Origin of the sequence: Alloiococcus sp. CFN-8 (assembly GCF_049943125.1) — a bacterium.
Lineage (GTDB): Bacteria > Bacillota > Clostridia > Clostridiales > Clostridiaceae > JAEXZL01.
Map to the genome: position 1 here is coordinate 3,377,639 of NZ_CP188040.1, position 13,648 is coordinate 3,391,286.

Here is a 13,648-nt window from a genome sequence, read left to right on the forward strand (position 1 = left end):
TTAAAGAGAGGTAGCTCATGGAATTAAGTAAAAGACTTAAGGAAATAACTTTTTTTATTGATAAATGTAATGTTATAGCAGATATAGGCACTGATCATGGATATGTACCAATATATTCAGTTAAGTCAGGATTATGCCTTAAAGCTATAGCCTCAGATATTAATAAAGGACCTGTAGATAAAGCTAGGATGAATGTAAAAAGAGAAGGTCTTGAAAAAGTAATCAGCTGCAGAAAGGGGCCGGGGTTATCTACTCTTGAGGTTAATGAAGCTGAGATCGTGATAATAGCTGGTATGGGTGGAAATCTAATAAGAGATATTATAGTAGAAGATATTGCTGTTGTTAAAGAACTAAAATCTTTGATTCTTCAGCCTGCACAAAATCCAGAAATCTTAAGAAGGTTTCTATATAGTCACTCCTTTTCTATTCTAGGAGAAACTGTAGTGCATGACGAAGGTAAGTTTTATGAAATATTCAAGGTTTCCTACAAGGAAAAAAATAATATAAGATACCAAGAGTACATGGACTATGAATTGAGCGATAACTTAATTAAAAGTGGTAGTCCTGATATTAAACCATATTTAGAATTTAAAATTAGCTCCTATAAAAGAATTTTAAATTACATAGGGGAAGGTACTGAAACAGCTCTAGCTAGAAGGCAGGAGGTTATTAATAAAATCAGCTTATTAACGGAGGTGCTAAATTGGGGGTAAGGCTCAGCGAAATAATTGGAGTAATGGAGAATTTTGCTCCGAAAACTTTAAAAGAAAGCTATGATAATGTAGGTTTGATGATTGGTGATGAAGATAGCGAAATTACAAAAGTACTCCTAGCTCTTGATTGCACTCTAGAAGTGGTAGAAGAGGCCATAGAAGAAGGGGTACAGTTGATTTTGACACATCATCCCCTGTTATTTAGAAAACCTTCTTCAATTACCATGGATTCTCTTCAGGGTAAGAAAATTATAAAACTAATATCAAATAATATAAATTTATACTCAAGTCACACCAATTTAGATTCTGTTCAAAATGGAATGAATGATACCTTTATGGAGCTTCTGGAAGTTAAAGATACAAAGGTTCTAGAAGAAAATACTAGTCTCCCGGGAAAGGGGCATGGAATAGGAAGGATAGGAACCATTGAGGCTGTAACTCTAAAAGAATTAATATTAAAGTTAAAGAATGTCTTCAATGCTGAATTTCTCAGATATGCAGGGGATGAGAGCCAAAGTATTTCTAGAATAGCTGTTATCAATGGCAGTGGAGAGGGATACTTAGAACTTGCCTACAAGCAGGGAGCTCATTGCGTTATTACTGGTGACACCACCTATCATTATGTTAGTGATTATAATGAATTAGGACTTTCAATTATTGATTTAGGTCATTTCTATTCTGAATGGATAGTGTTCTTAAAGCTAATAGAAAAGATTAAAATTTCCTCATCACAGCTTAAAGATATTGAATTTATTGCCTCAAAGACTTCTAGGGATCCTTATAGATTCCAGTAGATAACAATTGCATTTGTTAATAATCTGTGTTATTATATTCCTTGCGAGTAAGCCAGACAATCGCTGCCGGTGAAAACCGGGAGAGGAAAGTCCGAGCTCCGTAGGGCAGGGTGCTGGGTAACTCCCAGTGGAGGTGACTCTAAGGATAGTGCAACAGAAATATACCGCCGGAAGCATATTAATTATGCTGAGACAGCTAGCTGTCCGGTAAGGGTGGAAAGGTGAGGTAAGGGCTCACCAGCGCTAAGGTGACTTAGTGGCTCTGTAAACCCCACCTGGAGCAAGACCGAATAGGAAGACTTATGGGGCTGCCCGTCCCGTCTTCGGGTGTGTCGCTGGAGCCTGTATGGTAACAACAGGCCTAGATAGATGATTGTCAAATACAGAACTCGGCTTATAGACTTGTCTCGCATACCATGAAAAACATCACGTGAAAACGTGGTGTTTTTATTTTTATAGTAGAAAGAAATTTATATTAAATAATATTTTTATTAAAAGTCTTGACAAAAAATGGCTTTTTATCCATAATAACTATGGGGAAATTAATAAAAAATTACATCTATACTTAATAGTTTCTTTGGTATGTAAGTAGGATGTCAATAAATTTCTGGAGTGACTATAATAATGTAAGATATCTCCACCTCTTATTAAAGCTAATATAGTTATTAGCCAGAAAACTTAATAAATGAATGCGAAATATTATAATATATTGCTGCAAGCTTCATTCCTGCGAATGAAGTTTTTTTATTAAGAAAAATATATTGGCTATACTTAAGTAGCTATTAAGCATAGGTGAAGATAATATAGGGGGAAGAAATGGAAAGGTATATAAAATGGGGAAAAGAATATAAGACTCTTATTATTAATATAGTAGTTACTTTATCATTTATTGCATTAATAGCAATCTTTGTGATTCCGGATAATTCAATGAAGGGAGCAGAGAATGTAACCTATAATCAGTTTGTAGAGATGATGAATGGTAATAAGGTGGAGAAGGTAAAAATACAGCTAGATAACTCAACCTTTTCTTTTTATGATAAAGAAGACAAGCTTTATACTACAGATAATCCAAAAACTGAAGACTTTAAAAAGGAAATTCTCGAAAAGGGAATAAAAGTTGAAGAGTATAACAGAATGACTACTTCATCAATTATTTCAACCTTTGTTCAGCTTACTATGAGCTGTGTGGTAATTACATTTCTATATAGAATGATGAATAATAGAAATCCAAAAAACTTATCGGATCCGGTATCTAAAGTGCCTAAGGTAAAATTTCAAAACGTAGCAGGGATTGAGGAAGTGATAACAGATATGAAGGTTTTAGTTGATTTTCTTAAAAGTCCTGAAAAATATACAAAGAATGGTGCTAAGATGCCTAAAGGTGTTATCCTTTATGGAGAACCCGGTACTGGAAAAACTCTCACTGCAAAAGCTTTAGCAGGGGAAGCGGGAGTTCCATTTTATAGCATGGCTGGCTCTGATTTTATGGAAATGTTTGTGGGTGTTGGAGCTAAGAGGGTGAGAGATTTATTTAAGACAGCTAGAAAGAATGCTCCTTGCATAGTCTTCCTTGATGAAATTGACGCCATAGGAAAGCAGAGAAACAAGAATTCTCATTCCGAGAATGATCAGACCTTAAATGCATTATTAGCTGAAATGGATGGATTTGAAGGAGCAGAAGGTATTTTGTTAATGGCATCGACCAATAGACTAGATGTTTTAGACCCAGCGCTCCTTCGTCCAGGTAGATTTGATAAACATATTAAAATCGAGCTTCCAGACCAAAGCAGTAGACTAGAAATACTGGAATTGCATACAAAAAATAAGAATTTAGATAATAGCATTTCCTTAGAGGAAATTGCTAAACAGACTATCGGCTTCTCTGGTGCTGATTTAGAAGCTCTTATAAATGAAGCTACTATAATTTCCGTTGTAGATGGAAAAAAAGCCGTTGATATAGATAGTATTGACAAGGCCTTCTTCCAGAAGGTTTTACAGGGACATCAGAAGCCTATAAAGGACAGAAATGACATGGAAATGAAGATTATAGCCTGGCATGAAGCGGGTCATGCTCTAGTAGCTAAGCTGACTAAGGTCTTCGATGTTCCAAAAGTAACCGTTGTTCCTAGTACCAGTGGTACTGGTGGCGTTACCTTCACTATTCCTAAGAAGATGGGATTATACTCTAAAAGTGAGCTTTATAATAGAGTTATGGTTAATTACGGAGGAAGAGCTGCCGAAGAGCTACTATTAGGGGATGAAGAGTCAGTAACTAATGGCTGCTATGGAGATTTAGAAAAGGCAACAAGAATAATCAGAAGTATTATTTCTAATTATGGAATGTCTAAAGAAAATGGCTATTTAAATTTAGAGGTAATGGGCATAAGAGATTCCTATATAGCTGAGGAGGCTGCAAAGCTTTCAAGAGAGTTGTATGATGAAACTGTAAAGATTTTAGAGCAGAATAAGTGCTATTTAGAAGCAATTGCTGAAGCATTGATAGAAAAAGAAACAGTCAATGGTGATGAGTTAGACGAGATACTAAGTAGAGTAAAGCCCTTAGAGATAATTGAAGCTGTATAGTATAAAGACCTTTGCATATATGCAGAGGTCTTTTAAATATATTAATAGACTGTATTTATATTTACAGAAAAATAAAAAGATAGTATTCTATTTATATAAAATATTAAGAAAAGAAGGAGGTTTTACTTTGAAACTTGAGCTTACCACACCGGCAGTATTATTTACATCTATATCTCTTTTGATTTCAGCTTATACCAGTAGATTCTTGACCTTAGCGCAATTGGTAAGACAGCTAGACAATCAGTACAGAAACGAACCTCATGAAGTGCTTCTAAAGCAGATAAAAAATATTCAGTTAAGGATAAATATAATTAGATATACACAGATAATGGGCGGTTTAAGCTTTTTTTTATGTGCTTTATCAACCTTCCTGATCTTTAGAGGAGAGAATACCATGGGAGAATTTGCTTTTGGTGCGAGTCTTGTAGCTTTGATGATTTCACTTTTACTACTTATAATTGAAGTTCAGATTTCTGTAAAAGCATTGAACGTTCAGTTAGAAAAATATAAAATAGATGAAAGTGATTTAAAGTAAAAAATAGAGAAAAAAGCTAATTTTATGTTAGCTTTTTTTACATTTTATATTTACATATAGTATAATTATATTATTGTAACTTTAATGCTAAAGGAGTGCTATTATGAATATTGTTTGCTTTGATATTGGTGGTACATTTATTAAATCTTCAGTTATAAATGAGAAAGGTGATATGTTATATAAGGATAAGTTCCCTACTCCAAAGGCAAATTGCAGAGTTTTAATACCACAAAAGATAATTGAAAAAATCAAAGAGGTTTCAAATTATTTTAAGGTTGATGCAGCAGGAATAAGTACTGCGGGTCTAGTAGATTCACAGAAGGGTAGAATAATATATGCTTCTGACAATCTTCCAGATTATACAGGAGCAGAGTTTTCATCTGTTTTAAGAGAGAAATTAAATATTCATTGCTGTGTTGAAAACGATGTTAATGCAGCTGCTCTAGGAGAAATGTGGCATGGGGGAGCTGAAGGCCTTGAATCCTTTCTTTTTATTTCATTAGGTACAGGTATAGGCGGTGCTATTATTAATGAAGGTAATCTTATAAGAGGAGTTAAAGGTGGAGCAGGTGAAATAGGCCATATGGTAATTAAAGAAAATGGTATTCCCTGTAATTGTGGTGGACAAGGCTGCTTTGAAAGATATGCATCTACCTCAGGATTATTAAGGGCATATAAGGATGAGGCCTGTGTTAAGGAGATAAATGGGGAAGAATTTATTAAGCTGGTGAGAGAGGGAGATCCTAAAGCTAATAATGTTTATAGTAGATATTTAGAGGACTTAGCCACAGGTATATCTAATGCTGTCCATATATTAGATCCCGGTGATGTAATTATAGGTGGAGGTATTTCAGCACAAGGAAATAGCTTTTTAAATGATATAGATAAAGCTTTTAGAAAAAAGGTGATGAAGTCTTATGGAGAATATACAAAATTGCATTTGGCCAAGCTGGCAAATGATGCAGGGATGTATGGTGTTGCTTATACTGCTTTAAAGAAGCTCTCTGAGTAAAACAGATACACATAAATGGAAAAAAGGAGTATCAACAGTGATTAAAAATATTGTTTTTGATATAGGAAATGTTCTGTTAGATTTCAAACCTCGAGAGTATCTTAAGAATAAAGGCTTTAGTGATTCTTTAATAAATGAATTAATGACCTGTATATTTATGAGCAGAGAATGGATACAATTGGACATGGGTACTATTGAAGCGGAAGAGGCGGTTAATAATTTCATTGATTATGCTCCTAATCTTAAAAATGAAATAAATGAGGTTATGGAAGATTGGACTTCTATGCTACAGCCTAAGGAAGATACAATAGAGCTATTATATAATCTAAAAAGGAAGGGATATAGGGTATATCTTTTATCTAACTATCATAAAAAAGCCTTCGAAATCACTAGGCGTAAAAATAGATTTATAGAAGATGTAGATGGTTATCTTATATCATGGGAACATAACTGTATAAAGCCACAGGAAGAGATTTATTATAAGCTTCTAGATAAATATTCCTTAAAGAAAGAGGAAACCATATTTATAGATGACATGGAGGAGAATGTTAAAGGAGCAGAAGAGGTGGGAATAAAAGGTGTTATTTTCACTGATATAGAAAATCTCAAGAAGTTCTTCGTAAAATATGACATATACATATAGTTATTATCGTTAAAGAAGTTCCGCAAAAGCGGAGCTTCTTTTTTAAAATAAAGTAAGATATATTACTGGTATTAAAATAGAGGGAAGAATATTTGCTACTTTTATATTAGAAATACCTAGCATATTAAATCCCAGTGCCATAATTAAAACACTTCCTACTGCTGAAATTTCTAAAATTACCATTTTAGATAGGATTGTACTTAAAAAAGTGGCTGATAAGGTTATTAGCCCTTGATATGATAAGACAGCAAAGGATGAAAAAATAACACCTATACCTAGGGTAGAGGAGAGGATAAATGCTGAAATACCATCTAGAATCGACTTAGTATATAGAAGTTCATGATCAGCAGCTAGTCCACTATTTAATGCACCAACAATAGCCATGCTACCTACACAAAATAGAAGAGTTGAAGCAATAAAGCCTTGAGTAAAATTAGATTCTCCTAATCTCTTCAAGCGACTTTCAATATATTTTGCAAGCTGACCAATGAGATTGTCTATATCTATTATTTCTCCTATAAGAGCACCGATAGCAAGAGAAATAACCATAAGTAAAGTATTTTCGCCTTTAAGACTTCCACTGATGCCTATTATTATTACTGCTAATGCTACTGCATTCATAATTGTTTTATTGATTCTTTCAGGAATTCCCCCTTTAACCAAAAGGCCTAGAAGACCTGCTATAAATATTGATGCAAAGTTAACAATAGTTCCTTTCATTATATCCCTCCAGTATAAAATGCTAATAATTAAATTATAGCATGATGGTTGCATAACGATAATAAAAATTAATTTTTTTATTATCTTGTATTTCCTCATAGAAGTAAAATTAGGTATAATAATTAGAAAAGGGATAATATGGAGGGATGTTATGTTATATTTAGATTTTGATGATTTAAGATGGATAAATGGTTATTTAAGTGGGGACAATCCTTTATCTCAGGAGGATTTAAATAATTTAAAAACCTTTACTTTTATGTGGTCTATGTTTGAGGCAAAGGCTTGTGATGGTAATGGAACTGCCCAAACAATTGCTGATTTTGTTTTTAATAAGCTAGATGTCAATGAGAATAATACCTCTGATAGTGTAATAGATGCTTATTTTAGCTACTTTAAAGAAAGATATATAACGGATAAAGTCCTTAATTCTTTCTATTATAAAATGATAAGAGATACCAAGGAGGTCTTTGTTAGGAATAATTGTGAGTATAAGGTATCTAGTTTCATTGGTGACAATCTATTAAAGGATTCTACCACAGAAGAAGATAGAATTTTGACATGCTTATTAATACCCTATCGATGGAGAACAAATTTCTTTAATAGAAGTCAAGATCATATAAATGTTAAGCTGCAGTATAAGAATTTTTCAATAGCTAATAAAATTATAGCTACTATTTTACTTCAATATAAAAATTAGAATAAAATTATCTATGGAGGGAATAATTCCTATATAGTACTGATAGGAGGTATTTTTATGGAATTATTCAAACGTTTCTTCAATAAAAGATATAGAGAAGAATTTTCAAAGGAAATATCCCTAAAGCTCAGTGAGGAACAGAGTGAATATGAAAGATTATACTTTTCAATTTTTAAGGAAATAGAAGAGAGAAGCGATGAGGAAAACAGCGACAATAATTCAAATAACCTTAAATAATAAATCAAGCACTGATATTAATATCAGTGCTAATTTTTTTATAAATGGAAAGCCCAGTTCCCGTTTCTAAATACAGGGATTTCTTCATCCCCATAGGTTGTTCCTGTTATATTAAGATCCTCTGAGCCAATCATAAAATCCACATGGGCTAGCGAAGTGTTTATTCCTGCTTTCATAAGCTCCTCCGATGACATTTCGTCTCCATCAGCGATGCAGGAGCTGTAAGCTCTTCCCAAAGCAAGATGACAGGAAGCATTTTCATCATATAAGGTGTTATAAAAAATTATTCCTGAATTTGATATAGGGGAGTCATAAGGGACCAGAGCTACCTCGCCTAAGTATTTTGAGCCTTCATCAGTCTCTATAATTCCTTTTAAGGTATCATAACCCTCTTCTGCAGAAAAATCTACTACTTTACCATCTTCGAAGGTTAAAGAAAAGTTATTTACTAAATTACCACCATAATTTAAAGGCTTAGTACTATATACTATACCATTGACACCATCTTTTTTAGGAGCTGAAAATACCTCCTCAGTAGGTATGTTAGCAATGAACTCTGTACCTCCTGAGGTTTTTTCAGCACCACCAAGCCATAGATGATTCTTTGGAAGTTCTATAACTAAATCTGTTCCAATAGAATTGGTGAAATGTAATTTCTTGAAATTGTATTTATTAAGTAAGCTCATAGAAGATGAAAGAATATCTGTATGCTCTTTCCAGGCAGCTACAGGGTCATATCTATCTACCCTTACAATTTTAAATATTTTATCCCAAAGCTTTTCTACGGCCTCTTCTGCATCTAAACCAGGGAATATTTTTGATGCCCAAGCCCTTGTAGGAACAGATACCACACACCAGGAATTTTTATTGCTCATTAATCTTTCAGTATGCTCTCTTAAAGCAAGTTGTTTGGCTTTTTGTGCTCTAGAAATTCGTTTAGCATCTACTTCTTTCATAAGATCAGGATCAGAGGCTGAGATTGACAAAAAGCATGCTCCTGCTTGTGAGTAGGAGGCCATGGATTCAACCTGCCAGTTAGGAACTTCATCAAAGATTTCATCTGGTCCATGGAGATATTTAATCTTTGTGGATATCTCATCATTCCAATGGATAACCACCTCTCTTGCCCCTTCTTTGTAAGCTGCTTCCGTTACTAGTCTAGTAAACTCAGCACACTCTATAGGGGACATTATTACTAAGGTTTGATTCTTTTGGATATTTACCCCAGTTTTAACTACTAAGGCAGCATACTTTTGAAGCTGTTCTTCTTTCAAAACAAACACCTCTCTTAAAATAAAATAATAATCCCTTTTACTAAAGGGATTATAATTGGAGCTGGAAATGGGATTTGAACCCACGAACCTGCTCATTACGAGTGAGCTGCTCTACCAGCTGAGCTATTCCAGCGTAGAAGTATTAAATATATTCTCATTATATCATAATTATTAGACTTTTCTATACAAACATATTTTTCATATTCTATTACCATACAATAGATAAAGAAGCTCATTAAATATGCCGTGATAAAGGCAATTCTAAATTAATAAACCCTTAAAAAATATATAAAAAAAGGATAGCTAAGCTATCCTTTTTGGTGGAGATAAGGGGATTCGAACCCCTGGCCTCTTGAATGCCATTCAAGCGCGATCCCAACTTCGCCATATCCCCATGTATTATATTACTGACGAAGAATATTATATTATATAAATAAAAATAATACAAGTAGTTGATAGAGGAAAATTAAAAAAAACCCCTGTAAGTAGGGGGCTTTTTTAAAAGCTTATGTGGGAGGCTTTTTTAACAGCAGTTATTTCATTTTCGTTTTCTACAAGTAAAAGCTGTTCATTCATATGTTTGTCAAATTTTAGCTTATATACGTCAACTTCATTAAGGGCTTCTACGGGAGCCATAAGCAAGTATCCTGCTTTGTTAACTATTAACTCATCTAATATTTTATATTTAACACTCTTACCATCTTCATTTTTAAAGCTCATAATGGAATTTATGGTCATAATAATTCTCCTTTCCTATTTATAGATGTATTATATGCATTATTATTCCTTTAATACCTTGGAGCCTATTGGCCATGATTAATAGCAAAAGAAAAATATATACTATGCGAAGAAAAATTCCTTTATTAAAAATAGATATTATTATATGATAATATTACATTAATTAAATACAATGAGGAGTGTTGTTATGGTTAAGCATATAGTTATGTGGAAGATTAAAGATAATCATAATGGTTTAAATAAAGAAGAAATCTGTATAAAGATTAAAAATGAATTAGAAGCTCTAAAGGCTATTATTGCTGATATACTTAAGATTGAGGTAGGTGTAAATATACTAGAAAGTCCTGCTGCATATGATTTGGTTTTATATTCAGAATTTACTTCCCAAGAAGCGCTTACTGCATATCAGAATCATGAAGCTCACAGAAATGTAGCTTCATATATCGGCCAGGTGAGCGAAGCTAGGATAGTTGTAGACTATAAATAAATATAACATTCTTAAAGCATATATAGGTATACATTCTATTTATGCTTTTTTTGTAACAGCTCATTGATTATCCATATATTAAAATCTGAATAATTTAAGAGCTTATAGTAACTTAAAGGAGCTTTTATTTGTAGAAGGTTTTTAGCCTAATATAATAGGTATGTATTAAAGAGAGTAAACTTTGGAAGTATAATAATGAGCTTTTTGAAGAAGATGAGGAAAATAATAGAAAAGTAATATATAATAATAATTAATTTATTTTCATGAAAAAGGAAGGAGAAGTAAAATGGAAAAAGATTATAATAGCTTTGGCTTTAAACTAGTGGAAAAGCATGAAGTGAAAGAAATAAAATCTAATGCTTTAATATTTATTCACGAAAAGACTGGAGCCAGACTTTTAAAGCTTGAAAACTCTGATGATAACAAGGTTTTTACTATAGGTTTTAAAACCCCTCCAGAAAATAGCACAGGGGTTGCGCATATAATAGAGCATTCAGTGTTATGTGGTTCTGAAAAATATAGAAGTAAAGAACCTTTTGTGGAACTATTAAAGGGTTCTTTAAACACTTTTTTAAATGCCATGACCTTTGCAGATAAGACTATATATCCCGTGGCTAGCAGAAATACAAAGGACTTTCACAATTTGATGGATGTGTACTTAGATGCTGTTTTTAATCCTCTTATATATAGTGAACCACTGATATTTATGCAGGAGGGCTGGCACTATGAACTGAATAGCCCAGAGGATCAGCTTACTATAAATGGAGTTGTTTATAACGAAATGAAGGGAGTATATTCTTCTCCTGATTCATTACTTTATAGATATATACCAAGCTCTCTGCTGCCGGATACCACCTATGGGGTTGATTCAGGGGGAGACCCAGATGAAATTCCAGAGCTGTCTTATGAGGAGTTTTTAGCTTTCCACAAAAAATACTATCATCCATCAAATTCATTCATTTACTTATATGGCAATGGTAATCTCCAGGAGGAGCTAAAAGTTATAGATGAATATATCTCTAAGTATTCAAAGGCTGAACCTGCATTAGATATTCCAGAACAGAGTCCTTTTAAAGAGCTCAAGGAGTATAAAATACCTTATACCATTGATGAAGAAGAGAGTATAGAAGAAAAAACTTATCTCAGCTTAAATTTTGCAATAGGAACTGCTCTTGATACAGAGCTAACTCTTGCGTTTCAAATTTTAACATATTTACTCCTTCAAAATCCTGCTGCACCTCTAAAAAAAGCGTTAATAGAGGCTGATTTAGGTAAAACGGTAATAGGGGATTTCGATAGCAGTAGCAAAACGCCGATTTTTTCTGTGGTAGTTAAAAATTCTGATGAAAATAAACAGGAGAAATTTAAAAAGGTATTTTATGCAACCTTAAGAGAATTGATTGATAAAGGAATACCTAAAGAAATCATAGAGGGCAGCATTAATTACCAAGAGTTCCTCCTAAGAGAAAGCGATTTTAGAGGATATCCTAAGGGAATTATATATTATATGTCTGCAATGGAAACTTGGCTTCATGGGGGGGCACCTATCGCTTCGCTAGAGTATGAAGATAGCCTAAATAAAATAAAGTCTGCACTTAATACGGATTATTTTGAGAAGCTAATAGAAAAATATATACTTAATAATAACCATTGCTCCTTAGTGATATTGAAGCCAGAGCCAGGCTTAGGAGCCTCAAATAACCATGCTTTAGAGGAAAAGCTCCGGAAGTATAAGGAAAGCCTAAGTCCTGAAGAAACACAAAATATAATTAAAAATACGAAACAGTTGAGAATAAGGCAGGAGTCTCTGGATAGTGAAGAGGTATTAAAGACTATTCCAATGCTGGAGCTTCAGGATGTAAGCCCAGAAGCTGAGATGCTTCCCATGGAGGTTAAAGAAGAGGAAAAAATTAAAGTATTGTATAGCAATGTATTTACTAATAAAATTGGGTATATAAACCTGCTATTCAACACTAAGCACATACCTGAGGAGTTAATTCAGTACACTAGGCTTCTAGGAAGTCTATTCAGCAAAATAAGCACAGAAAATTATGGCTATGAAGAGATTGTGAATATGATAAATATCAATACTGGTGGTATTAGTTTCTCAGTATCCAGCACAGTAGAAAAGAACGACCACTCAAGCTTTAATCCTTTATTTGTAATCAAAGGAAAGGCACTTATAGAGAAGCTTCCAAAGCTTACGGAATTGATATTGGAAATAATTAATAATACCATTTTTACTGAGAAGGATAGAATACTAAATATAATCAGGGAAGAAAAATCTAGGCTGGAAAGTACCATTTATAATAGCGGTAATGCCATAGCTTCATTAAAGGTTTTATCCTATCTTACTTCAAAAGGAGTCTTTGACGAAAGGATTAGAGGATATAGCTACTATAAATTTATCTGTGATCTAGAGGAGAACTATCAAGAAAGATATTCTGATATTGTATCTAAGCTTAAGGATATAAAAGCTAAGATATTTAATCTTAATTCACTAATCATAAGTTTCACTGCTGAAGCTGAGAGCTACGATGCTATTAAATCTATGGCTAAGAGCTTAAATAATGAATTAACTAAAGAAGAGATAACTACTTATGATTATAAGTTTAGTCCAGAGGCTGATAATGAAGGCTTAACTACAGAGGCGAAGATACAGTACGTAGCTAAGGGCTTTAATTATAAAGCATTAGGATATAACTACAGTGGTGCCTTTAGAGTTATTGAAAATATACTAACCTTAGATTATCTCTGGAATAAGGTTAGAGTTATTGGTGGTGCTTATGGGGTAAGCGTTAATATATTGAAGGATGGGAATGTATATATATCCTCCTACAGAGATCCAAAGCTAGTAGAAACCTTAGAAGCATATAATTCCATTGGAGATTATCTAACTAATCTAGATTTAAGTGAGAGGGAACTAACTAAATATATACTTGGTACTGTTAGCAGGTTGGATTTCCCGCTAACTCCATCAATGATAGGTGAGATTTCGTACATGAGATATTTGGCGGGTATAACCTATGAGCAGCTTCAGAAGGAGAGAGATGAAATCTTAAATCTGTCCGTGGATATAATAAAGGAATATAGTAAAATGTTCAGTAAAGGAATGGAAGAAGATTATATCTGTGTACTTGGAAATAATAAAAAGATCAATGACAATAAGGGTTTATTTAAAGAAATAAAAAAGGTTTTTAAAACAACTGATTAAT

Annotated in this window: 13 protein-coding genes, 2 tRNA genes and 1 other RNA gene; 11 read left to right on the top strand and 5 right to left on the bottom strand. The window is 33.2% G+C overall.

The features are described from left to right. The first annotated feature begins 17 nt into the window (after nucleotides 1-17). The 7 genes from ACPWSR_RS15850 to ACPWSR_RS15880 all read left to right on the top strand — a co-directional run bounded on the left by ACPWSR_RS15850 (nucleotide 18) and on the right by ACPWSR_RS15880 (nucleotide 6,280). Nucleotides 18-713 (top strand): tRNA (adenine(22)-N(1))-methyltransferase, encoded by a 696-nt coding sequence (locus ACPWSR_RS15850; protein WP_426349198.1) that lies wholly within the window; start codon nucleotides 18-20, stop codon nucleotides 711-713. Further along, a complete protein-coding gene (locus ACPWSR_RS15855; RefSeq protein WP_426349199.1) occupies nucleotides 704-1,507 on the top strand; it encodes a Nif3-like dinuclear metal center hexameric protein in 804 nt (267 codons plus the stop codon). Before ACPWSR_RS15850 ends, ACPWSR_RS15855 begins: the two co-directional genes overlap by 10 nt. 44 nt (nucleotides 1,508-1,551) lie before the next feature. Continuing rightward, nucleotides 1,552-1,921, top strand: an RNA gene (gene rnpB / locus ACPWSR_RS15860) — RNase P RNA component class A. Between the two features lie 402 nt (nucleotides 1,922-2,323). Beyond that, nucleotides 2,324-4,090 (top strand): ATP-dependent metallopeptidase FtsH/Yme1/Tma family protein, encoded by a 1,767-nt coding sequence (locus ACPWSR_RS15865; RefSeq protein WP_426349200.1) that lies wholly within the window; start codon nucleotides 2,324-2,326, stop codon nucleotides 4,088-4,090. A 127-nt stretch (nucleotides 4,091-4,217) separates the two neighbouring features. Beyond that, nucleotides 4,218-4,625, top strand: coding sequence for a DUF2721 domain-containing protein (locus tag ACPWSR_RS15870; RefSeq protein WP_426349201.1), 408 nt, complete (start codon nucleotides 4,218-4,220; stop codon nucleotides 4,623-4,625). A gap of 103 nt (nucleotides 4,626-4,728) precedes the next feature. Beyond that, a complete protein-coding gene (locus ACPWSR_RS15875; protein ID WP_426349202.1) occupies nucleotides 4,729-5,637 on the top strand; it encodes an ROK family protein in 909 nt (302 codons plus the stop codon). A gap of 37 nt (nucleotides 5,638-5,674) precedes the next feature. Next, the gene (locus tag ACPWSR_RS15880; RefSeq protein WP_426349203.1) at nucleotides 5,675-6,280 is read left to right on the top strand and encodes an HAD family hydrolase; all 606 of its coding nucleotides are present in this window, start codon (nucleotides 5,675-5,677) and stop codon (nucleotides 6,278-6,280) included. Between the two features lie 42 nt (nucleotides 6,281-6,322). Here the strand turns inward: ACPWSR_RS15880 and ACPWSR_RS15885 are convergent, their stop codons facing one another. Then, nucleotides 6,323-7,000, bottom strand: a complete 678-nt coding sequence (locus ACPWSR_RS15885) for a DUF554 domain-containing protein (protein WP_426349204.1) — start codon at nucleotides 6,998-7,000, stop codon at nucleotides 6,323-6,325. Nucleotides 7,001-7,151: 151 nt separating this feature from the next. Here ACPWSR_RS15885 and ACPWSR_RS15890 point away from each other — a divergent pair, with 151 nt between their 5' ends. Beyond that, complete coding sequence (locus ACPWSR_RS15890; RefSeq protein WP_426349205.1) at nucleotides 7,152-7,697, top strand: hypothetical protein; 546 nt, start codon at nucleotides 7,152-7,154, stop codon at nucleotides 7,695-7,697. A 57-nt stretch (nucleotides 7,698-7,754) separates the two neighbouring features. After that, a complete protein-coding gene (locus ACPWSR_RS15895; RefSeq protein ID WP_426349206.1) occupies nucleotides 7,755-7,934 on the top strand; it encodes a hypothetical protein in 180 nt (59 codons plus the stop codon). Between the two features lie 38 nt (nucleotides 7,935-7,972). On the opposite strand, the gene ACPWSR_RS15900 is transcribed toward ACPWSR_RS15895, so the two are convergent. The 4 genes from ACPWSR_RS15900 to ACPWSR_RS15915 form a co-directional block, all read right to left on the bottom strand. Further along, a complete protein-coding gene (locus ACPWSR_RS15900; RefSeq protein WP_426349207.1) occupies nucleotides 7,973-9,208 on the bottom strand; it encodes an aminopeptidase in 1,236 nt (411 codons plus the stop codon). 56 nt (nucleotides 9,209-9,264) lie between these two features. After that, a tRNA-Thr gene (locus ACPWSR_RS15905) sits at nucleotides 9,265-9,341 on the bottom strand. Nucleotides 9,342-9,526: 185 nt separating this feature from the next. Then, nucleotides 9,527-9,602: transfer RNA gene (locus ACPWSR_RS15910), tRNA-Ala, on the bottom strand. A gap of 104 nt (nucleotides 9,603-9,706) precedes the next feature. Beyond that, nucleotides 9,707-9,946, bottom strand: a complete 240-nt coding sequence (locus ACPWSR_RS15915; protein ID WP_426349208.1) for a DUF1292 domain-containing protein — start codon at nucleotides 9,944-9,946, stop codon at nucleotides 9,707-9,709. 187 nt (nucleotides 9,947-10,133) lie between these two features. On the opposite strand from ACPWSR_RS15915, the gene ACPWSR_RS15920 reads away from it, so the two are divergent. After that, nucleotides 10,134-10,433 carry a Dabb family protein gene (locus ACPWSR_RS15920; protein ID WP_426349209.1) on the top strand — a complete coding sequence of 100 codons (300 nt, stop codon included), beginning with the start codon at nucleotides 10,134-10,136 and terminating at the stop codon, nucleotides 10,431-10,433. Nucleotides 10,434-10,719: 286 nt separating this feature from the next. Further along, the gene (locus tag ACPWSR_RS15925; protein ID WP_426349210.1) at nucleotides 10,720-13,647 is read left to right on the top strand and encodes an insulinase family protein; all 2,928 of its coding nucleotides are present in this window, start codon (nucleotides 10,720-10,722) and stop codon (nucleotides 13,645-13,647) included. Nucleotide 13,648 lies beyond the last annotated feature (1 nt).

What these genes read in the sequence shown, in the direction of transcription:
- ACPWSR_RS15850 (WP_426349198.1), top strand. Translation starts at nt 18, where the DNA reads ATGGAATTAAGTAAAAGACTTAAGGAAATAACTTTTTTTATTGATAAA.
- ACPWSR_RS15865 (WP_426349200.1), top strand. Translation starts at nt 2,324, where the DNA reads ATGGAAAGGTATATAAAATGGGGAAAAGAATATAAGACTCTTATTATT.
- ACPWSR_RS15875 (WP_426349202.1), top strand. Translation starts at nt 4,729, where the DNA reads ATGAATATTGTTTGCTTTGATATTGGTGGTACATTTATTAAATCTTCA.
- ACPWSR_RS15885 (WP_426349204.1), bottom strand. Translation starts at nt 7,000, where the DNA reads ATGAAAGGAACTATTGTTAACTTTGCATCAATATTTATAGCAGGTCTT.
- ACPWSR_RS15890 (WP_426349205.1), top strand. Translation starts at nt 7,152, where the DNA reads ATGTTATATTTAGATTTTGATGATTTAAGATGGATAAATGGTTATTTA.
- ACPWSR_RS15895 (WP_426349206.1), top strand. Translation starts at nt 7,755, where the DNA reads ATGGAATTATTCAAACGTTTCTTCAATAAAAGATATAGAGAAGAATTT.
- ACPWSR_RS15915 (WP_426349208.1), bottom strand. Translation starts at nt 9,946, where the DNA reads ATGACCATAAATTCCATTATGAGCTTTAAAAATGAAGATGGTAAGAGT.
- ACPWSR_RS15920 (WP_426349209.1), top strand. Translation starts at nt 10,134, where the DNA reads ATGGTTAAGCATATAGTTATGTGGAAGATTAAAGATAATCATAATGGT.
- ACPWSR_RS15925 (WP_426349210.1), top strand. Translation starts at nt 10,720, where the DNA reads ATGGAAAAAGATTATAATAGCTTTGGCTTTAAACTAGTGGAAAAGCAT.